Annotated in this window: 22 protein-coding genes; 9 read left to right on the top strand and 13 right to left on the bottom strand. The window is 63.0% G+C overall.

Features of this window, described 5'->3' with window-relative positions:
• Window positions 1–61 precede the first annotated feature (61 nt).
• On the top strand, window positions 62–760 hold the full coding sequence (gene ubiG / locus DNK06_RS20845) for a bifunctional 2-polyprenyl-6-hydroxyphenol methylase/3-demethylubiquinol 3-O-methyltransferase UbiG (protein ID WP_131181909.1): 699 nt from the start codon (window positions 62–64) through the stop codon (window positions 758–760).
• 36 nt (window positions 761–796) lie between these two features.
• Here ubiG and hpxK read toward each other — a convergent pair whose 3' ends face one another.
• The 7 genes from hpxK to DNK06_RS20810 all read right to left on the bottom strand — a co-directional run bounded on the left by hpxK (window position 797) and on the right by DNK06_RS20810 (window position 7,285).
• Complete coding sequence (hpxK, locus tag DNK06_RS20840) at window positions 797–2,074, bottom strand: allantoate amidohydrolase (protein WP_131181908.1); 1,278 nt, start codon at window positions 2,072–2,074, stop codon at window positions 797–799.
• The gene (locus tag DNK06_RS20835; RefSeq protein ID WP_131181907.1) at window positions 2,074–3,306 is read right to left on the bottom strand and encodes a pyridoxal-phosphate-dependent aminotransferase family protein; all 1,233 of its coding nucleotides are present in this window, start codon (window positions 3,304–3,306) and stop codon (window positions 2,074–2,076) included. Before DNK06_RS20835 ends, hpxK begins: the two co-directional genes overlap by 1 nt.
• A 31-nt stretch (window positions 3,307–3,337) precedes the next feature.
• On the bottom strand, window positions 3,338–4,075 hold the full coding sequence (locus tag DNK06_RS20830) for an amino acid ABC transporter ATP-binding protein (protein ID WP_131181906.1): 738 nt from the start codon (window positions 4,073–4,075) through the stop codon (window positions 3,338–3,340).
• On the bottom strand, window positions 4,056–4,712 hold the full coding sequence (locus DNK06_RS20825) for an amino acid ABC transporter permease (RefSeq protein ID WP_165493682.1): 657 nt from the start codon (window positions 4,710–4,712) through the stop codon (window positions 4,056–4,058). Before DNK06_RS20825 ends, DNK06_RS20830 begins: the two co-directional genes overlap by 20 nt.
• Window positions 4,712–5,377: an amino acid ABC transporter permease gene (locus tag DNK06_RS20820; RefSeq protein ID WP_131181904.1), complete on the bottom strand. Its 666-nt coding sequence runs from the start codon at window positions 5,375–5,377 to the stop codon at window positions 4,712–4,714. Before DNK06_RS20820 ends, DNK06_RS20825 begins: the two co-directional genes overlap by 1 nt.
• Window positions 5,378–5,387: 10 nt before the next feature.
• Entirely contained in the window at window positions 5,388–6,182 is a 795-nt protein-coding gene (locus tag DNK06_RS20815; protein ID WP_423228075.1) for a transporter substrate-binding domain-containing protein, read from the bottom strand.
• A gap of 263 nt (window positions 6,183–6,445) precedes the next feature.
• Window positions 6,446–7,285: a MurR/RpiR family transcriptional regulator gene (locus tag DNK06_RS20810; RefSeq protein ID WP_131181902.1), complete on the bottom strand. Its 840-nt coding sequence runs from the start codon at window positions 7,283–7,285 to the stop codon at window positions 6,446–6,448.
• Between the two features lie 130 nt (window positions 7,286–7,415).
• Between DNK06_RS20810 and hpxX the strand changes: the two genes are divergently transcribed.
• From hpxX to DNK06_RS20780, 6 genes are all read left to right on the top strand, one after another.
• Window positions 7,416–7,604 (top strand): oxalurate catabolism protein HpxX, encoded by a 189-nt coding sequence (hpxX, locus tag DNK06_RS20805; RefSeq protein ID WP_131181901.1) that lies wholly within the window; start codon window positions 7,416–7,418, stop codon window positions 7,602–7,604.
• On the top strand, window positions 7,601–8,995 hold the full coding sequence (locus tag DNK06_RS20800) for an AtzE family amidohydrolase (RefSeq protein ID WP_131181900.1): 1,395 nt from the start codon (window positions 7,601–7,603) through the stop codon (window positions 8,993–8,995). The genes hpxX and DNK06_RS20800 overlap by 4 nt, the downstream gene beginning before the upstream one ends.
• Before the next feature lie 4 nt (window positions 8,996–8,999).
• Window positions 9,000–9,383 (top strand): oxalurate catabolism protein HpxZ, encoded by a 384-nt coding sequence (hpxZ, locus tag DNK06_RS20795; protein ID WP_131181899.1) that lies wholly within the window; start codon window positions 9,000–9,002, stop codon window positions 9,381–9,383.
• 169 nt (window positions 9,384–9,552) lie between these two features.
• Window positions 9,553–10,224 (top strand): N-acetylmuramic acid 6-phosphate phosphatase MupP, encoded by a 672-nt coding sequence (gene mupP, locus DNK06_RS20790; protein WP_131181898.1) that lies wholly within the window; start codon window positions 9,553–9,555, stop codon window positions 10,222–10,224.
• A gap of 109 nt (window positions 10,225–10,333) precedes the next feature.
• Window positions 10,334–11,074 carry a YciK family oxidoreductase gene (locus tag DNK06_RS20785; protein WP_131181897.1) on the top strand — a complete coding sequence of 247 codons (741 nt, stop codon included), beginning with the start codon at window positions 10,334–10,336 and terminating at the stop codon, window positions 11,072–11,074.
• A gap of 272 nt (window positions 11,075–11,346) precedes the next feature.
• A complete protein-coding gene (locus DNK06_RS20780; RefSeq protein ID WP_131181896.1) occupies window positions 11,347–12,270 on the top strand; it encodes a GGDEF domain-containing protein in 924 nt (307 codons plus the stop codon).
• A 115-nt stretch (window positions 12,271–12,385) separates the two neighbouring features.
• Here DNK06_RS20780 and rluB read toward each other — a convergent pair whose 3' ends face one another.
• From rluB to DNK06_RS20750, 6 genes are all read right to left on the bottom strand, one after another.
• Window positions 12,386–13,561, bottom strand: coding sequence for a 23S rRNA pseudouridine(2605) synthase RluB (rluB, locus tag DNK06_RS20775; RefSeq protein WP_131181895.1), 1,176 nt, complete (start codon window positions 13,559–13,561; stop codon window positions 12,386–12,388).
• Between the two features lie 134 nt (window positions 13,562–13,695).
• On the bottom strand, window positions 13,696–13,875 hold the full coding sequence (locus DNK06_RS20770) for a DUF1289 domain-containing protein (RefSeq protein WP_131181894.1): 180 nt from the start codon (window positions 13,873–13,875) through the stop codon (window positions 13,696–13,698).
• Complete coding sequence (gene scpB, locus DNK06_RS20765; RefSeq protein WP_131181893.1) at window positions 13,872–14,681, bottom strand: SMC-Scp complex subunit ScpB; 810 nt, start codon at window positions 14,679–14,681, stop codon at window positions 13,872–13,874. Before scpB ends, DNK06_RS20770 begins: the two co-directional genes overlap by 4 nt.
• 54 nt (window positions 14,682–14,735) lie before the next feature.
• The gene (locus DNK06_RS20760; protein ID WP_131181892.1) at window positions 14,736–15,587 is read right to left on the bottom strand and encodes a segregation and condensation protein A; all 852 of its coding nucleotides are present in this window, start codon (window positions 15,585–15,587) and stop codon (window positions 14,736–14,738) included.
• Between the two features lie 4 nt (window positions 15,588–15,591).
• Complete coding sequence (locus DNK06_RS20755; RefSeq protein ID WP_131181891.1) at window positions 15,592–16,221, bottom strand: L-threonylcarbamoyladenylate synthase; 630 nt, start codon at window positions 16,219–16,221, stop codon at window positions 15,592–15,594.
• Between the two features lie 12 nt (window positions 16,222–16,233).
• A complete protein-coding gene (locus tag DNK06_RS20750) occupies window positions 16,234–17,097 on the bottom strand; it encodes a PHP domain-containing protein (protein WP_131181890.1) in 864 nt (287 codons plus the stop codon).
• Window positions 17,098–17,205: 108 nt separating this feature from the next.
• Between DNK06_RS20750 and DNK06_RS20745 the strand changes: the two genes are divergently transcribed.
• Both DNK06_RS20745 and DNK06_RS20740 read left to right on the top strand, forming a co-directional pair.
• The gene (locus tag DNK06_RS20745) at window positions 17,206–17,505 is read left to right on the top strand and encodes a YciI family protein (RefSeq protein ID WP_131181889.1); all 300 of its coding nucleotides are present in this window, start codon (window positions 17,206–17,208) and stop codon (window positions 17,503–17,505) included.
• Between the two features lie 34 nt (window positions 17,506–17,539).
• Complete coding sequence (locus DNK06_RS20740; protein WP_131181888.1) at window positions 17,540–18,223, top strand: response regulator transcription factor; 684 nt, start codon at window positions 17,540–17,542, stop codon at window positions 18,221–18,223.
• The last annotated feature ends 414 nt before the right edge of the window (window positions 18,224–18,637 follow it).

Genomic DNA, 18,637 nt, shown 5'->3' with positions numbered 1-18,637 from the left:
GCTGGCAACATGGGCGCTTCCAGCGCCATGCCCCACGCACCCGCTTTATTCAGGGAATACCATGAGCAACGTCGACCACGCTGAAATCGCCAAATTCGAAGCCCTCGCCCACCGCTGGTGGGATCGGGAGAGCGAGTTCAAGCCTTTGCACGAGATCAACCCGTTGCGGGTCAACTGGATCGACGAGCGCGCTGGCCTGGCTGGCAAGAAGGTGCTCGACGTCGGCTGTGGTGGCGGCATCCTCAGCGAAGCCATGGCTCAACGTGGCGCCACGGTGACCGGTATCGACATGGGTGAAGCGCCACTGGCCGTGGCCCGCCTGCACCAGCTGGAGTCGGGCGTGGAAGTGGATTACCGGCAGATCACCGCCGAAGCCATGGCCGAGGAGATGCCCGGCCAGTTCGACGTGGTCACCTGCCTGGAGATGCTCGAGCACGTGCCCGACCCATCCTCGGTGATTCGTGCCTGCCACAAGCTGGTCAAGCCCGGCGGCCAGGTGTTCTTCTCCACCATCAACCGCAATCCCAAGGCCTACCTGTTCGCGGTGATCGGTGCCGAATACATCCTGCGCCTGCTGCCGCGCGGCACCCACGATTTCAAGAAATTCATCCGCCCATCGGAACTGGGTGCCTGGAGCCGCGACGCCGGCCTGCAGGTCAAGGACATCATCGGCCTGACCTACAATCCGCTGACCAAGCACTACAAGCTGGCCAGCGATGTCGACGTCAATTACATGGTGCACACCCAAAAGGCAGACTGAGACAGCCGGGCGAGTGCACCTTCGCGCACTCGCCGCTCATGCCGCTGGCTTTGCCTGCGGCGGCTCCAGGGCCAACACCTCGACCCAATCCACGCACGCCTGAATCGCCAGCGCCACATCGTCAACCTCCACGGCCTCGGCCGGATGGTGGCTGACCCCTCCTTCGCAGCGTACGAACAGCATGCCGACCGGCCAGCGCTCGGCCATGGCGATCGCGTCATGCCCGGCGCCGCTGGGTAGCGACAGGCTGCGCCCCTGCACCCGGGTCAACACATGTGCCAGCGACGCCTGCATCGCATCATCGCAACGGGTCGCCGGAATACCGTAGTACTGGCTGGCGTGGAACGCCAGACCACGCTGCCGGGCAATCGCCTCGCCCTGGCTCAGCAGGTCGTCCAGCAGATCCGCCAACGCCTGATCCTCCGGGCCTCGTACATCCAGGGTCAGGGCGACTTCACCCGGGATGACGTTGACCGCACCGGGGTGGCACTGGAGGCTGCCCACCGTGGCCACCAACTGCGGATCGCGCTGTGCAGTCTGCGCTTCGATGTAGACCATCCACTGCGCCGCAGCGGCCAGGGCATCCTTGCGATGGCTCATCGGCACAGTACCGGCATGCCCCGCCAGGCCGACGAACCGGCAATTCAGGCGGCGCGCACCATTGATGGCCGTCACCACGCCCAGCGCCAGTTGCTCACGCTCCAGGCACGGCCCCTGCTCGATATGCAGCTCCAGATAGGCGGCGAAATCACTGTTTTTCCGTGCGGCGCCGGGAATGTCAGCCGCGTCCAGACCGACCGCAGCCATCGCCTGGGCGACGGTAACGCCGTTGGCATCAGCCTGATCGACCCAGCCCTCCGGCCAACTGCCGGTCAGGCCGCGGCTACCCAGCAGGGTGATGCCAAAACGCGTGCCCTCCTCATCGGCGAACCCGACGATCTCGATGGCCAGCGGCAAACGCATGCCGCAGTCATGAAAATGCTGCACGGTTTCGATGGCGGCGACCACGCCGAGCATGCCGTCATAGCGGCCGGCATTGCGCACGGTATCGAGGTGCGAGCCCAGCAACAGCGCCTGCGCTCCGGCGCTCTGGCCCTCGTAACGCCCGCAGATGTTACCGACGGCGTCCTGCCAGACGCGCATACCGGCCGCCTGCATCCACTCGCCTACCAGCGCGTTGGCGCGCTGGTGTTCTGTCGACAGGTACACGCGGGTCAGGCCATCGGCGGATTCGCTGATCGCGGCCAGCTCGTCGCAGCGCGCCATCACCCGAGCGCCAGCGCTACCTGCTGCGAGGTTTTCCATGGCACTCATCAGCAACGCTCGCTGTAGTGATCCCAGGCCGCTTGCATCGCAGCGCCCTGAGTGGTGCGCAGACCGAGGTGGTTCAATACCGCTTCCAGGGCGCTGAGGGTCTGCATGACGCAATCCTTGCGGGCGTTGTAGCCCATGGTGCCGATACGCCAGACCTTGCCGGCCAGCGGCCCGAACGAGGTGCCGATTTCGATGCCGAAGTCCTCGAGCATCAGCTTGCGCACCTGGTCGCCATTGACCGCCTCGGGAATGACCACGCCGAGGACGTTGTTCATCTTGTATTCGAGGTTGCCGAAGGTCTCCAGGCCCATGCCCTGGATGCCCTTGAGCAAGGCATCACCGTGCAGCTTGTGGCGGGCGATACCCGCATCCAGCCCCTCCTCGCCAATCACCCGCGCGCACTCACGGGCCGCGAACAGCGCCGAGGTGGCTTCGGTGTGATGGTTGAGGCGCTCGGGGCCCCAGTAGTCGAGGATCATGCCGAGGTCGAAATAGTTGGAGTAGATCATCTCGTCGACGCCGTCCTGATGGGCAGCGGTACGGATGCCAGCCTCCACGCAGGCGCGGCGACGAATCACCTCTTCCATACGCGCACTGAGGGTGATCGGCGCGGTGCCGGACGGGCCACCGAGACATTTCTGCAGGCCGGCCGACACCGCATCCAGGCCCCAGGCATCGGTTTCCAGCAGGTTGCCGCCCAGCGAGGCAGTGGCATCGGTATAGAACAGCACGTCATGGCGGCGGCAGATGTCGCCCAGCTCGGCCAGCGGCTGCAGCATGGTGGTCGAGGTGTCGCCCTGCACGGTCAGCAGCAGACGCGGCTTCACCTGCTTGATCGCATCCTCGATCTGCTGTGGGGTGAACACCTCGCCCCAGGGCACTTCGATGCTGTGAACATCGGCGCGGCAACGCCGGGCGATTTCACAGAGCAGATGGCCGAAACGGCCGAACACCGGCACCAGCACCTTGTCGCCTGGGCGAATCGCCGAGACCAGAATGGCCTCGATACCCGCCCGCGAGGTGCCGTCGATCAGCAATGTGGCGGCGTTTTCGGTGCGGAAGACGCCGCGGTACAGTGCCATCACCTCGTTCATGTAGCGGGTCATGGCCGGGTCGTACTGGCCAATCAGCTGGCTGGACATGGCGCGCAGCACGCGGGGGTCGGCATTGATCGGGCCCGGCCCCATCAGCAGACGCTGGGGCGGGTTCACCGGCGAGTAACTTGTGGTCATCTGGGATATCTCGTTGACACTCATGAGAGGCTCAGTTCAGTCCGCGTACGGACGAGATGAATTGCTTGAGTTCGGCGGTCTGCGGGTTGGCGAACAGCTCACGGCTGGCGCCCTGCTCCCACACACGGCCCTGGTGCATGAACACCACGCGGTCGCCAACCTCCTGGGCGAAGTTCATTTCGTGGGTGACCAGAATCAGCGTCATGCCCTCCTTCGCCAGTTGCTCCAGCACCTTGAGCACTTCGCCGACCAGCTCGGGGTCGAGGGCCGAGGTGATCTCGTCGCACAGCAATACCTTGGGCGACATGGCCAGGGCACGGGCGATGGCGACCCGCTGCTGCTGGCCGCCAGAGAGGTTGGCCGGGTAATAGTCCATGCGATCGCCGAGGCCGACCTTTTCCAGCATCTGCGCCGCCAGCTCACGGCACTCGGCGTCGCTCTTCTTCAGCACGCGGCGCGGCGCCAGCATGACGTTCTCACGGGCGGTCATGTGCGGGAACAGGTTGAAGTTCTGGAACACCATGCCGATCGAGCGGCTGATTTCCCGCGCCTGGGAATCGCGGTCGGTAACGGTCATGCCGCCCAGCTTGATGCTGCCGTCCTGATAGCCTTCGAGGCCGTTGATGCAGCGCAGCAAGGTGCTTTTCCCCGAGCCGCTGCGGCCGATGATCGAAACCACCTCGCCCACCTCGATATCGAGATCGACGCCTTTGAGCACATGGTTGTCGCCGTAGTACTTCTGTACCTGATCAATGGTGATGAGCGGCATTGAATTTCTTCTCCAGATACTGGCTGTAACGCGACAGTGGATAACACATGAGGAAGTAGCCAAGCGCCACCAGGCCGAACACCTTGAAGGGCTCGTAGGTGACGTTGTTGAGGATGGTGCCGGCCTTGGTCAGCTCGACGAAACCGATGATCGACGCCAGGGCCGTGCCCTTCACGACCTGCACGGCAAAGCCCACGGTCGGCGCGATACCGATGCGCAATGCCTGGGGCAGGACGACGCGAAACAGGGTCTGACCGAAACCCAGCCCCAGGCAGCGACAGGCTTCCCACTGGCCTTTGGGCAACGCACGGATGCTGCCGTGCCAGATGTCCACCAGAAACGCACTGGTATAGAAAGTCAGCGCCAGCGAGGCAGCCGTCCAGGGCGACACGTCGATACCCAGCAGCGCCACGCCGAAAAACGCCAGGAACAGCTGCATCAGCAGCGGCGTGCCCTGGAACAACTCGGTGTAGCCACGAATCAGCCAATGCGGCCAGACACGCTTGGAAAGCCGTGCCATGACCAGCGGAATGGCCACCAGCGTACCGCCGATGAACGCGGTCAGAGACAGCAGTACCGTCCAGCGAGCGGCCAGGAGCAGGTTGCGCAGGATGTCCCAGTCGGTGAAGGTGGTCATCATGGCTGTTCTCCAAACCATTTGCGGCCGGCGGCCAGCAATAGCTGACGCATGCAGATGGACAGGGCCAGGTACATCAGTGTGGTCACCAGGTAGACCTCGAAGCTCAGGAAGGTGCGCGACTGGATCAGGTTGGCGGCAAAGGTCAGCTCCTCATGGGATACCTGCGAAACCACCGACGAACCGAGCATCACGATGATGCACTGGCTGACCAGCGCCGGATAAATGCGCTTCAGGGACGGCGGCAATACCACCTGAATGAAGGTTTGCGTACGGCTCAGGCCCAGCACGCGTCCGGCCTCCCATTGCCCACGGGGCGTCACCTGGATGCCGGCGCGGATGATCTCGGTGCTGTAGGCCCCCAGGTTGATCAGCATGGCCAGCAGTGCCGCCTCGCCCGCCGTCAGTTTCAGACCCAGACTGGGCAAACCGAAGACGATGAAGAACAACTGCACCACGAACGGCGTATTGCGGATCAGCTCGACGTAGAGGCCCCACAGGCGACTGGGGATGGTCGGGCGGCCGCTGCGCAGTGCAGCGCCCAGAATGCCCAGAGCCACACCGCCCACGGTAGCCATCACCGTGAGCTGGATGGTCACCCAGAGGCCGGAAAGCAGCTCCGGCCAGTAGGGCCACAGGGCGGAAAAATTCAGCTGCGCCATCATCGCAAAGTCCTTATGCGCCCAGGTTCGCCGGCAGCGGCGCCTTCAGCCACTCTTCGGACAGACCGTTGAGGGTGCCATCGGCCTTGGCCTGCTGGATCAGCGCATTCACTTTGGCCTTCAGCGCGGCCTCGTCTTTGCGCAGGCCGATAAAGCACGGCGAGTCCTTGAGCATGAACTTGGCGACAGGTGCCCGATCAGCGCTCTGGCGCTCGATGGCCGCTACCACCAGATTGCCGGTGGCCACATACTCGACCTGCCCGGACAGGTACGCCGACAAGGTGGTGTTGTTATCTTCGTAGCGCTTCACCTGCGCGCCGCTCGGCGCCACCTCGGTGAGCACCATGTCCTCGACCGCCCCTCGGGTAACACCGATCGATTTGCCCGTCAGCTCCTCGGCGTTCTGTAGAGCGCTGTCCTTGCTGCCGAATACACCGAGAAAGAACGGTGCGTAGGCATCGCTGAAATCGATCACCTGCTCACGCTCGGCATTCTTGCCGAGACTCGAGATAACCAGGTCGACCTTGTTGGTCTGCAGGTACGGGACACGGTTGGCGCTGGTGACCGGGACAAGTTGCAACTTGAGCCCCATTTCCTTGGCCAGATACCTGGCCATATCGATGTCGTAACCCTGAACCTGCAGATCGGTGCCTACCGAGCCGAAGGGTGGAAAGTCCTGAGGCACGGCAATACGAATCACGCCGCGCGTTTCGATCTCTTGCAACTGATCCGCCAGTACAGCGGCGGCCTGGGTCAGCAGAAGACCGGCAGCCAGTATCGCGATCAATCCCTTTTTCATTTTCGACACCCCGTTAACGTTAGCCATGAAACAAAAGATTCGTTAACGTCAATTTTGCAACCAACGTGCCATAGCGTTTCATGCCGCCATTTTTTCCCGTCGCCATCAGCCTGCAGAGAATTGAAGCGCCGAATGACGGGCTCTCCATGGCTTTACACGGAGCTCGACCTGAGCGGGAAAACTGCAGCTGAAGGCTCATCGCTCGGTAAAAACACACAAAAAAAGGCGCCAAAACGGCGCCAACTTCATCCTTAACGCACCATCAAGGTGCTCTATCGCGGTTCCAGCTCGTCGAGTTGCCCATAGAGCGCGGCGATCTGATGAATCCTCTGGCGCCCCTCACTCAATTGCTCATGCAGCACGGCGTTGACCAGCAGATTGATCAGGCTGTTGGCACCGGCATAACTGTCGAAGGCCGACACGCTGTCCAGCGGCGTGCAGAGCCGCCACCTGGCCAGTTCGATGATCGCCTGTGCCTGCGGCTCGCAGATGACCAGCGTCGGGATCTGCTGCACCTGCAAGGCCTGCAGAAGGGGGCGAATGATTCGTGGCCGACGCCGGAACGCCAGTACCACCACCATGTCCTCGGCAGTCAGATCCACCAGCTCTTCCGCCAGCGTCTGGCCAGGCTGGGGCAGCACCTGAACGCCGGTACGAATCTGCAGCAGTTGCTGACGCAGGTGCAAGGCCGCGGGAAAGGCGTTGCGCATGCCGATGACGAAAACGCGCTTGCTGTTGCCCAGCGCCTGCACCACGTCGGTGAACTGCCTGGCATCGATACCATTCACCCATTGGCTGAGATTGGCCATCTCCTGCTTGTAATGGCGGGCCAGCAAGGTGTTGCCCTGCACCACGTCGCGGTTGTCGGCGACGGGCATGCCGCTCTGGCGCAGCGTGCGCAGTTCCTCGCGCATGTCCTTGTATTTTTCGTAGCCCAGGCGCTTGAACAGGCGGCTGACGGTAGCCTTGGAAACCCCGGTCAGACGCGCCAGCTCGGCGCTGTTGTAGCTGACCAGATCGTCGTAATGATCGAGTACGAAATCGGCGATTCGCTGCTCTTGGGGAGCGAGTTGCGAATAGTGGCTACGCAGACGTTCATCGAGTTGATTCATGGCGGCGCCTTGTAACTTTCGTTTCATTCAGCCGATGATATAGGAAGTCACGTGCCTGCTTGAAGTCGCAATGCAGGAATTCGTCAACCCGCGCCAGGCGGCTTGCCGCTGCCTCCGAGAGGAGTTCACCATGACACAGATCACGCCCGACTGGGCAGCGTACGTCGCACAGATGGAACAGGTTCTGGCCCTGGAGCTGGACGACGCGCGCCGCCACGAATTGCTCACTCAGTTCAGCCGCATCGCGGCGATGGCCAAGCCACTGATGGAGTACCCGCTCGACGACAGACTGGAAGTCGCGGGGGTGTACAAGGCATGAATCCAGCCCTCCTGTCGATCAGCCAATTGAGGAATGCCCTGGCATCGGGCGACCTCAGCGCACGCGAAATTGCCGAGCACAGCCTCGCAGCGATCGAGCAGCACAATCCAGCGATCAACGCCTGGACGCAGATCACCCACCAGCGGATGAAGCATGAGGCCGATGGCCTGGATCGCCTGCGTCGCCAGGGCTCGCCCCTGCCCGCCCTGGCGGCAGTGCCTTATGCGGTGAAGAACCTGTTCGATGTCGCCGGTTTCCCGACCCTGGCCGGCGCCCGTCTCTTTCAGGATCGCCCCGCGGCAGGTATCGACGCCTGGGCAGTACGCCAGTTGGCGGCCAGCGGCGGGCTGCTGTCGGGCATGCTGAACATGGATGCCTACGCCTACGGCTTCACCACGGAAAACACCCACTTCGGTGCAACCCGCAACCCCCACGATCTTTCCCGTATCGCCGGCGGCTCCTCCGGAGGCTCGGCAGCCGCCGTCGCGGCCGGGCTGGTGAATTTCTCCCTGGGCAGTGACACCAACGGCTCCATCCGCGTGCCTGCCTCGCTATGCGGCGTCTTCGGTCTCAAACCCACCTTTGGCCGGTTGTCGCGCAGTGGCTCTCACCCGTTCGTGGGTAGCCTCGACCACATCGGCCCACTGGCGCGCAGAACCCGCGATCTCGCCGAGGTCTACGACGCGCTGCAAGGGCATGACCCTGAAGACGGGTTTCAGGCCACGCAGGATCATCAACCAGTAGCAGCACTGCTGGATCGCGACCTGGACGGCCTGCGCTTCGGCGTACTTGGCGGTTACTTTCAGCAGTGGTGCGACGACACCGCCCGCGAGGCCGTGGCCCAGGTGGCCAAGGCCCTGAACGCCAGCGAAGAAGTCATCCTGGCGGATGCCGAGCTGGCGCGTACCTCGGCGTTCATCATCAGCGCGTCGGAAGGCGGCAACAGCTACCTGCCGGCACTGCGCAGCTCGCCGGAATCCTTCGAGCCGCTGTCACGTGAACGCCTGCTGGCCGGCGCGATGATCCCCGCCGCCTGGTATGTGCAGGCACAACGCTTCCGGCGCCACTTCCAGAGACAGGTATTGCCCCTGTTCGCCGGTGTCGACGTGTTGATCGCACCGGCGACACCGACCAGTGCGACACCCATCGGCCAGGAAATGATGCGTATCAACGGTACCGACCTGCCGACTCGCGCCAGCATGGGCATGCTGGCTCAGCCGATCTCCTTCCTTGGCCTGCCAGTCGTCAGCGTGCCGTTGCGCAGCGCCAGTGGCTTGCCGGTTGGCGTGCAACTGATCGCCGCCCCGTTCAAGGAAGAGGCTTGCCTGCGTGCAGCCAGCGCGCTCGAGCGCATGGGCATCGCGCACGCCGCGCCTGCCAAACTGGAGTGAATCGATGAGCCCTGAACAGATAGATCGCCCTGACGTACTGGCCGAAGTCACAACCGCCTTCCAGCGCTACGAAAAAGCACTGGTCGGCAACGATATCGAGGTGCTGGACGAGCTGTTCTGGCACGACGAACGCACGGTACGCCTGGGTGCTGGAGAAAACCTCTACGGCATCAGCGAGATTCGTGAATTCCGCGCCTCGCGGCCGGCTGCGGGGCTGGATCGCAAGCTGAGCAATACCGTCATCACCACCTACGGTGACAGCTTCGCGGTGTGCAGTACCGAATTCACCCGTGAGGGCAGCGACAGGATCGGGCGCCAGCAACAGAGCTGGGTGAAACTGGCCGGCAACTGGCGCATCGTGGCCGCACAGGTCAGTTTGATGAGCTGAGCGGCGCCCATCCCTGGCTGCACACTGCGACAAAGTGACATACAGTGAGACACACACCGCAGCACAATCAGGCCCTGGAAACTGGCAACATGAGTCTCTAGCCCGTTGCGACACGCCAGCCTGCGGGCCAACACGTCAACGACATGGTTCAGATACCCAAGGAGGCCTGATGCGCCTGCGCGCAGTTCTTTTCGACATGGACGGTACGCTGCTCGACAGTGCACCGGATTTCATCGCCATCTGCCAGGCCATGCGTGCCGAGCACGGCCTGCCGCCGGTGGACGAGCAACTGATCCGCGACCACGTCTCGGGTGGCGCACGCGCCATGATCCTCAATTCCTTCGACATCGATCCGATGAGCGATGGCTTCGAAGCGCTGCGCCTGGAGTTCCTCGAGCGCTATCAGGATCACTGCGCGGTACTGACGCGCCCCTTCGACGGCATCGAGGCCCTGCTCGAGGATATCGAGCGCGCCAAACTGACCTGGGGGGTGGTGACCAACAAGCCGCTGCGCTTCGCCGAGCCGATCATGCAGCGCCTGGGGCTGTCCGAGCGCTCCTCCATACTCATCTGCCCTGACCACGTGACCCGCAGCAAGCCGGATCCGGAGCCGATGATCCTTGCCTGCTCGACCCTCAAGCTGGATCCGGCCAGCGTGCTGTTCGTCGGCGACGACCTGCGCGACATCGAATCCGGTCGCGACGCGGGCACCAAGACTGCCGCGGTGACCTACGGCTATATCCACCCCGACGACAACCCCCGTCACTGGGGCGCGGACGTGGTGGTCGATCATCCACTGGAGCTGCGTGCCGTGCTCGATCAGGCACTGTGCAGCTGCTAAGGCGACAGCGGCACGCCGCGCGACGGCGCACAGCTAGAAATTTTCAGAATGCGAGCTTTTGCTTGAAGCTTATGGCTTGAAGCTTGTAGCTCTGCGAAGGAGCTTTCCCATGTTCGATTACAGCGCCCGCCCCGACTTGCTCAAGGATCGTGTAATCCTCGTCACCGGAGCCGGACGCGGGATAGGCGCGGCCGCCGCCCGCACCTATGCGGCCCACGGCGCTACCGTACTGCTGCTCGGCAAGAGCGAAGACAACCTGACGCGTACCTATGACGCCATCGAACAGGCCGGCCACCCGCAGCCGGCAGTGATTCCCTTCGACCTGGAAAGCGCCCTGCCGCACCAGTACGACGAACTGGCGGCCATGATCGAGAAGGAATTCGGCAAGCTCGATGGCCTGCTGCACAACGCCTCGATCATCGGCCCGCGTACACCGCTCGAGCAGTTGTCCGGCGACAATTTCATGCGCGTCATGCAGATCAACGTCAACGCCACCTTCATGCTCACCAGTACGCTGCTACCACTGCTCAAGCTCTCCGCAGACGCCTCGGTGATCTTCACTTCCAGCAGCGTTGGCCGCAAGGGTCGGGCCTACTGGGGCGCCTACGCGGTATCCAAGTTCGCTACCGAAGGGCTGATGCAGGTGATGGCTGACGAAGTCGATGGCATCACGGCGATTCGCGCCAACAGCGTCAATCCTGGCGCTACCCGTACCGATATGCGCGCCCAGGCTTACCCAGGCGAAAACCCGGACAACAATCCGCAGCCCGAAGCCATCATGCCGGTCTATCTGTACCTGATGGGCCCCGACAGCCAGGGCATCAATGGCCAGGCTTTCGACGCGCAATAGCCGCTGTGGGTGATCTGGCGATATAGCGGATTGCCCGTCCTAGACGCCCTCCATCGCGAACCGATATGCCGTGACATTAAATTGTCGCGGCAGTGCTCGAACCGGCAAATGATTGCCGTTCTTCTGACGGCGGATTGCCACTAACGGCCATACGCCACCCTCCAATTTAGCCAACCTGTTGAACCTTAAGGATTTTATATGGCCCATAACGACTGGCACGAAATTCGCTCTATTGCTCGCAAGCCGTAACGAAGCGCCAAAGGTTCAGCAAAATGGTTCCACCCAGCCAGAAAAACACGATCGATTTCGACGCTGCCAAGCTGCAGCGCCTCGGCTTCTCGAATCGTAAGGATCAGGCCCGCCCGATCAGCCTCGCCCAGTTGCGCCAGCGCCTCGGCTTGCAATTGCAGACCAGCCTGGATACAGAGCGCATTCTCGGTATGTTCTTTCGCGAGCTGCAACATCTGGTACCAGTCGACGCGCTGGATTACCAACACCCGAGCAGCGACCTGCGTCTGCAGATGGGCCAGCAGGCCAATCATTCGGCCAGCTACTGCCTCAGCCACGAGAGCGAGTACCTGGGCGAGCTGACCTTTCGTCGTCGTCAGCGCTTCTCCGAACAGGAACTGGCGCAACTGGAGGCGTTGCTGGCCAGCCTGCTCTTCCCCCTGCGCAACTCCCTGCTCTACCGCGTCGCCATCCAGAGTGCGCTGCGCGATCCTTTGACCAACACCGGCAACCGCATCGCCATGGATCAGGTACTGGGCCGGGAAATCGAACTGGCACGCCGCAACGCTCAACCGCTGTCACTGCTGATGCTGGACATCGACCATTTCAAACGCATCAACGACGAGCATGGTCACAGTGCTGGCGACGAGATGCTGAAAGCCGTCGCCACGACCCTGAAGGATCAGCTGCGCAATATCGACATGGTATTCCGCTACGGCGGCGAAGAATTTCTGGTGCTGCTCTCCGACACGTCATCCGAAGGTGCCGCACTGGTCGGCGAGCGCCTGCGTCAGTCGGTGATGGAGCTGCAGTACGTGACGCAGGGCAAGCCCATCGAGATGTCGATCAGTCTCGGTTGCGCCACCCTCGAAGCCGGTGAGCCGATCGAAAGCCTGCTCACCCGCGCGGACAAGGCGCTGTACAGCGCCAAACGCAGTGGCCGCAACTGTATGACCATGGCGAGCTGATCCACGACAAACGGCAGAGGCACGTCTGCCTGGCAAATGAAAAGGGTCCCATTCCTCATGGATGGGGCCCTTTTTCATTATCACGGGCAGCTCCTGCGAGCTGCCGTGAGATCAGTTACTGCGGCTTGCGGCTACCACGCCCAAAACCCGGGCGCTGGCCTTCGCCTGCCGGGCGGCTGCGACGGTTGTCGGCGCCAGCAGGCTTGCGCGGCGCGTTCGATTCAGGACGCTCGCCGCGGGGCTTGCCAGGCTTCTTGCCGACATCACGTGGGCGCTCGGCCACTGGCGTGCCGCGCGATGGCTCGCTACGACCCTCACCACGCGGAGCGCGAGGCGCACGGGTCGGACGCTCGCCCTGCTCGTCACGGGAACCACGACCGTTGCTGGAACCCTGAGCAGGGCCGCCACTGGCCGGACGCAAGGTGCGCGCTGGACGCTCACCACGGCCAATCGGCTTCGCCGCCTTGCGCTGCAGGCGCTCAAGCTTCTCGCGGGCTTTTTCCTTCATTTCCGGCAATGCCACCGGCTTGAGGCCGACTTCTTCGCTGAGGATGTCGACTTCGCGCTGGCCCATTTCGCGCCAGCGGCCCATGGGCAGATCGGAGGTCATGAACACCGGGCCGAAGCGCACACGCTTCAGACGGCTGACCACCAGCCCCTGGGATTCCCACAGGCGACGCACCTCACGGTTACGGCCTTCCATGACCACACAGTGGTACCAGTGGTTGAAGCCGACACCGCCAGGTGCTTCCTTGATGTCGGTGAACTTCGCCGGGCCGTCTTCGAGCATCACGCCAGCCTTGAGGCGTTCGATCATTTCCTCGTCGACTTCGCCACGCACACGCACGGCGTACTCGCGATCCATCTGGTAGGACGGGTGCATCAACCGGTTGGCCAGCTCACCGTCAGTGGTGAACATCAGCAAGCCAGTGGTGTTGATGTCGAGGCGGCCGATATTGATCCAGCGGCCTTCCTTCGGGCGCGGCAGGCGGTCGAACACCGTCGGCCGACCTTCCGGATCGTCGCGGGTACAGATTTCGCCGTCGGGTTTGTTGTAGATCAGCACGCGACGCAGATTTTCCGCGGCCTCTTCGCGGCGCAGCACACGGCCGTCGATGGCAATGGCGTCATGCAGGTCGACGCGCTGGCCCAGGGTGGCATCTTTGCCGTTGACCTTGACGCGGCCGGCACTGATCCAGGATTCGATTTCGCGGCGCGAGGCCAGGCCCATGCGAGCCAGGACTTTCTGCAGTTTCTCGCCAGCGGGGCTGTATTCTTCGGTTTCACTCATCTGGGCACCTCCCGGTGTTTTCTGGTGATGGGACGATCATGTCGTCGAAGGGGCGCGCATCATACGCGGATAAGGCACGTGACGCACCTGGCGCAAGAGCATAGCTGACCAGACGAAGGCGTCCAGCGTCGGACTCAGCGCTTGCGCCGCGCCTTGGAGCCCAAAGCCAGCAGACGCATATCGGCCTCGGCCATGACCAGGCGCTGTTCGCCCTTGTCGAGCTTCTTCCAGGCTTTTATCTCGGCCTTGCTGCGCCCACAGCCGAGGCAGATGCTGTCACTGAACTTACAGACACCAATGCAGGGGTCTTTCATGGACTCTCTTCACGGCTGGCGGGCTCGTCATCCACGAGCGTAGAGCGCGCACCCTGCTCCTCGTCGTCGGGCTCATCCTCACTGCGCGCCAGGTCGTCGAAATCGGTTTTCAGGCCCTGCTCCATGGCATCCAGCTCGGCCAGCAGCGAACCGAAGCTGGTTTCGGATCCGGCATCCGCTTCGGGCTCGTCGCCCAGGGCAAGATCGGCGCGAGCCTGCAGACTCTGTGGTACCTCCGGATCATCGTCCTGGGCCAGGATCGGTTCGGGCTCCAGCTCGCGCAGCGCGGCCAGGGGCGGCAGCTCGTCAAGATTCTTCAGGTTGAAATGATCGAGAAAACCCTTGGTGGTGGCGAACATTGCCGGGCGACCGGGAACGTCCCGATAGCCCACCACGCGAATCCACTCGCGCTCCTGCAGGGTTTTGACGATCTGACTGTTGACCGCCACGCCGCGAATCTCTTCGATCTCGCCGCGGGTGATCGGCTGACGGTAGGCAATCAGCGCCAGGGTCTCGAGCATGGCGCGGGAGTAGCGCTGTGGGCGCTCTTCCCATAAACGGCCAACCCAGGGGGAGAAACTCTCACGAATCTGCAGGCGGTAGCCGGAGGCCACTTCCTTGAGTTCGAATGCCCGCCCCTTGCAGCTGCCCCCCAGAATCGCCAGGGCCTTTCTGAACACATCCGCTTCGGGTCGCTCGGCTTCTTCGAACAGCTCCATCAGCCGTTCCAGGGACTGCGGCTTGCCGGCTGCCAGCAGCAGGCCTTCGAGCAAGGTGGAAAGTTGGCGAGGGTCGGACAGATTCATCGTCGAGGGCTACCAGCCGTAGGCAAGGGAAACGAAAGCACGCGAGTCTAGCATTTAGACAGGCTCTTCCTGCTCTTGCTCGCCAGCGTCGATACGCAAGCGCACATGCACGGCGGCAAAAGCCTCGTTCTGCACCAGCTCGACCAGCGACTCCTTGACCAGTTCGAGAATCGCCATGAAGGTCACCACCACACCGAGGCGCCCTTCCTCGGCGCTGAACAGTTCGACGAAGGGCACGAATGCGCCGCCCTTCAGGCGCTCCAGCACTTCACTCATGCGCTCGCGGGTCGACAGCGCCTCGCGGCTGATCTGATGGCTCTCGAACATGTCGGCGCGGCGCAGCACTTCGGCCATGGACACCAGCAACTCCTGCAGGCTGACCTCGGGCAGCAACTTGCGCGCTCGCGCTTCGGGCGCCTCGACCCGCGGCACGATGAGGTCGCGGCCAACCCTGGGCAGGGTGTCGATACCTTCGGCGGCCGCCTTGTAGCGTTCGTACTCCAGCAGCCGGCGGATCAGTTCGGCACGCGGATCGTCTTCCTCCGCCTCGGCTTCGGCCGAGCGCGGCAGGAGCATGCGTGACTTGATCTCGGCGAGCATGGCGGCCATCACCAGATACTCGGCGGCCAGTTCCAGACGCACGCTGTGCATCAGCTCGACATAGCCCATGTACTGGCGGGTGATCTCCGCCACGGGGATGTCGAGTACGTCGATGTTCTGCTTGCGGATCAGGTAGAGCAGCAGATCCAGCGGCCCTTCGAAGGCTTCGAGAAACACCTCCAGGGCGTCCGGCGGAATGTACAGATCCACCGGCAGTTCGGTCAGCGCCTGGCCGTAGACCAGCGCGAAGGGCAGCTCCTGCTGGGTGCCAGCCTGACTGTCGACGTGTTCGGCCGGGTTCGACATCGGCTCAGCGCTGTTCGGTAAACGGCGACGGATCGCCACAGCCGACGCGGATCACCTCGGGCTCGTCGTTCACCAGGCTGATCACCGTGGAAGCCTCTAGCCCACCGAAACCGCCATCGATGATCAGATCCACCTGATGCTCGAGCATCTGGCGCATCTCGTAGGGATCGCTCATCGGCAGTTCCTCGCCAGGCAGGATCAGGCTGACGCTCATCATCGTTTCGCCCAGCTCCTCCAGCAGCGCCGATGCAATCGGATGATTGGGCACACGCAGGCCGATGGTGCGGCGCTTGGGATGCAGCAGCATGCGCGGCACTTCCCGAGTGGCGTTGAGGATGAAGGTGTAGGGGCCCGGGGTGTGGTTCTTCAACAGGCGAAAGGCCGCGGTGTCGACCTTGGCGAAGGTGCTGAGCTGCGACAGGTCGCGGCACACCAGGGTGAAGTTGTGCTTGTCATCGAGCTGGCGCAGACGGCGAATGCGCTCCAGAGCGCTCTTGGCGCCCATCACGCAACCCACCGCGTAGGACGAGTCGGTGGGATAGACCACCACTCCGCCATTGCGGATGATTTCGACCGCCTGCTTGATCAGGCGGGCCTGAGGACTCTCCGGATGGATCTGGAAAAACTGGCTCATGGCTAGGGGCTCTCAAACGGCATCGGCAGACGGGGAACAGGCGAACCGCGTCCAGATGGGTGACAGATCATCAGGCAACGGTCGGTACAGTCCCAGCTCCGACCAATCGCCCGGCGCGTGAAAATCGCTGCCGACGCTGGCCAGCAAACCGAACTCGCGCGCGAGGATCGCCAGGCCACCGACCTGCTCCGCAGGCTGCATACCGTTGACCACTTCCAACGCATGGCCACCAGCCGCCGCAAAGGCTGTCACCAGCTTGCGCCGCTTGCTGCGGGTGAAATCGTACTGCCACGGATGAGCCAGGCTGATCCACGCGTTGGACTGGCGCAGGGTCTCGAGCGTTTCATCTAACGTTGGCCAGTGCTGCTTGACGTCGCCCAGCTTGCCGGAACCCAGCCACTTGCGAAACGCATCGGCGCGATCCTTGACGTAGCCGCCGCGCACCAGGAACTCGGCGAAATGCGGTCGCGCCGGCGCGTTACCGCTCTCGCCCTGGGCCTGCTGAATGGCACGCGCGCCTTCCAGTGCACCGTCCATGCCCTTGAGCGCCAGGCGCCGGGATATCTCCTCGGCGCGCAGCCAGCGGCCCTGGTGCAGGTCGGCAATCACCTGGCGCAATGCTGGCGCATCACTGTCGAAGGCATAGCCGAGCACATGGATGGTCGCACCGCCCCAGGTGCAGGACAGCTCGATGCCATTGACCAACCGCATCCCCAACGTTTTAGCCGCAGCGCTGGCCTCGTCGAGCCCTTCGAGGGTGTCGTGATCGGTCAGCGCCAGCATTTGAACACCACGCCCGTGCGCGCGGGCGACCACTTCGGCAGGCGGCAAGGCGCCATCCGAGGCGGTGCTGTGACAATGGAGATCAACCTGCATAAGGGGCACTTTCCCGAGGATTCATGTTTGTTATTATGCCCCGGCTCGCGGATTCTTGCTGGCACTGCACAGCCTTCCCTCCCGATGTTTCCGAACACAAGGATCGACATGCTCTACGCCATCATCGCCACCGACGTGGAAAACTCCCTGGAACGTCGTCTCTCCGTACGCCCAGCCCATCTGGCACGCCTGGAAAAACTGAAAACCGAAGGACGGCTGATTCTCGCCGGCCCGAACCCGGCCGTCGACAGCAACGATCCAGGCCCGGCAGGTTTCAGCGGCAGCCTGATCGTCGCCGAGTTCGAGTCGCTGGATGCAGCGAAGACCTGGGCCGATGCCGATCCTTACCGCGATGCCGGCGTTTACGCCGAAGTGGTGGTCAAGCCGTTCAAACACGTGCTGCCTTGAAAGGCAGTCTGATCGGGAATCTTCACCTCTTACCATGAGCAATCTGCTGCTGATCGACGACGATGTCGAACTCTGTGATCTGTTGGCCAGTTGGCTGACCCAGGAAGGTTTTCAGGTCACCGCCTGCCACGATGGCCAGAGCGCCCGCCAGGCGCTCGCGCAAAATGCCCCCGATGCCGTGGTGCTGGACGTGATGCTGCCCGACGGCAGTGGCCTGGAGGTGCTCAAACAGCTGCGCAGCGAGCACCCGGAGCTACCGGTGCTGATGCTGTCCGCCCGCGGCGAGCCGCTGGATCGGATTCTCGGCCTGGAACTGGGCGCCGACGATTACCTGGCCAAACCCTGCGACCCTCGCGAGCTGACCGCCCGCCTGCGCGCCGTGCTGCGCCGCAGCCTGCCACCGGCAACCTCGAGCCAGCTGGAACTGGGCGACCTGCGCTTCAGTTCGGCACGCGGCGTGGTTGCGCTTGGCGAGGATGGCCAGGAAATCGTCCTCACGCTGTCCGAAAGCCGTGTGCTGGAAGCCCTGCTCAAGCAGCCCGGCGAGCCGGTGGACAAGCAGGTGCTGGCGCAGTTGGCTCTTGGCCGCAAGCTGACCCTCTATGACCGCAGCCTGGACATGCACGTCAGCAACCTGCGCAAGAAGATCGGCCCGCACCCGGACGGCCGCCAACGCATCATCGCCCTGCGCAGCCGCGGCTATTACTACGCAATCTGAGAGCCTGTTCAACGTCTCCCGAGCCAGAAGCCTGACAGGACGCTACAAGGCGAAAGCAGACGTAGGGTGGATCGGGGCGCGTAGCCGACGCTTTTTTCATCCACCATTGCGATCGCGTGGTGGTGGACGGATGAAGCGTCGTCCACCCTACGAAGGCGACACGCAACAGATCATGAACAGCTCGTAGGATGGGTGAAACCCATCAATATGCCGATGGGTTTCACCCATCCTACGTCCGCTCCCGCCTTGTTGCAGTCGCACCTGTTACGTCTGCAGGCGACACGCAGCAGATCGTGAACAGGTTCTGAGCGATTTACACAGCCCGGTTTCTCTTTACCCTGCCTTTACCTTGGCTGACTGCGCCTTACCTTGAAACCCCTAATCTGGGCACATCCGGCAACTGGCCGGTTTCGA

It is taken from the genome of Phytopseudomonas daroniae, assembly GCF_004327285.1.
Classification (GTDB): Bacteria; Pseudomonadota; Gammaproteobacteria; order Pseudomonadales; family Pseudomonadaceae; genus Aquipseudomonas; species Aquipseudomonas daroniae.
The sequence above is the reverse complement of the archived record's forward strand: the minus strand, read 5'-3'. Positions and strand labels throughout refer to the sequence as shown.

Bases quoted from the DNA above. Each gene is read 5' to 3' on its own strand.
- hpxK (WP_131181908.1), bottom strand. From the start codon at position 2,074: ATGAGTGCCATGGAAAACCTCGCAGCAGGTAGCGCTGGCGCTCGGGTG.
- scpB (WP_131181893.1), bottom strand. From the start codon at position 14,681: ATGAATCTGTCCGACCCTCGCCAACTTTCCACCTTGCTCGAAGGCCTG.
- DNK06_RS20825 (WP_165493682.1), bottom strand. From the start codon at position 4,712: ATGACCACCTTCACCGACTGGGACATCCTGCGCAACCTGCTCCTGGCC.
- DNK06_RS20740 (WP_131181888.1), top strand. From the start codon at position 17,540: ATGAGCAATCTGCTGCTGATCGACGACGATGTCGAACTCTGTGATCTG.
- DNK06_RS20755 (WP_131181891.1), bottom strand. From the start codon at position 16,221: ATGAGCCAGTTTTTCCAGATCCATCCGGAGAGTCCTCAGGCCCGCCTG.
- ubiG (WP_131181909.1), top strand. From the start codon at position 62: ATGAGCAACGTCGACCACGCTGAAATCGCCAAATTCGAAGCCCTCGCC.
- DNK06_RS20760 (WP_131181892.1), bottom strand. From the start codon at position 15,587: ATGTCGAACCCGGCCGAACACGTCGACAGTCAGGCTGGCACCCAGCAG.
- DNK06_RS20770 (WP_131181894.1), bottom strand. From the start codon at position 13,875: ATGAAAGACCCCTGCATTGGTGTCTGTAAGTTCAGTGACAGCATCTGC.
- DNK06_RS20830 (WP_131181906.1), bottom strand. From the start codon at position 4,075: ATGCCGCTCATCACCATTGATCAGGTACAGAAGTACTACGGCGACAAC.
- DNK06_RS20810 (WP_131181902.1), bottom strand. From the start codon at position 7,285: ATGAATCAACTCGATGAACGTCTGCGTAGCCACTATTCGCAACTCGCT.
- hpxZ (WP_131181899.1), top strand. From the start codon at position 9,000: ATGAGCCCTGAACAGATAGATCGCCCTGACGTACTGGCCGAAGTCACA.
- DNK06_RS20785 (WP_131181897.1), top strand. From the start codon at position 10,334: ATGTTCGATTACAGCGCCCGCCCCGACTTGCTCAAGGATCGTGTAATC.
- hpxX (WP_131181901.1), top strand. From the start codon at position 7,416: ATGACACAGATCACGCCCGACTGGGCAGCGTACGTCGCACAGATGGAA.
- DNK06_RS20780 (WP_131181896.1), top strand. From the start codon at position 11,347: ATGGTTCCACCCAGCCAGAAAAACACGATCGATTTCGACGCTGCCAAG.
- rluB (WP_131181895.1), bottom strand. From the start codon at position 13,561: ATGAGTGAAACCGAAGAATACAGCCCCGCTGGCGAGAAACTGCAGAAA.
- DNK06_RS20820 (WP_131181904.1), bottom strand. From the start codon at position 5,377: ATGATGGCGCAGCTGAATTTTTCCGCCCTGTGGCCCTACTGGCCGGAG.
- DNK06_RS20745 (WP_131181889.1), top strand. From the start codon at position 17,206: ATGCTCTACGCCATCATCGCCACCGACGTGGAAAACTCCCTGGAACGT.
- DNK06_RS20835 (WP_131181907.1), bottom strand. From the start codon at position 3,306: ATGACCACAAGTTACTCGCCGGTGAACCCGCCCCAGCGTCTGCTGATG.
- DNK06_RS20800 (WP_131181900.1), top strand. From the start codon at position 7,601: ATGAATCCAGCCCTCCTGTCGATCAGCCAATTGAGGAATGCCCTGGCA.
- mupP (WP_131181898.1), top strand. From the start codon at position 9,553: ATGCGCCTGCGCGCAGTTCTTTTCGACATGGACGGTACGCTGCTCGAC.
- DNK06_RS20750 (WP_131181890.1), bottom strand. From the start codon at position 17,097: ATGCAGGTTGATCTCCATTGTCACAGCACCGCCTCGGATGGCGCCTTG.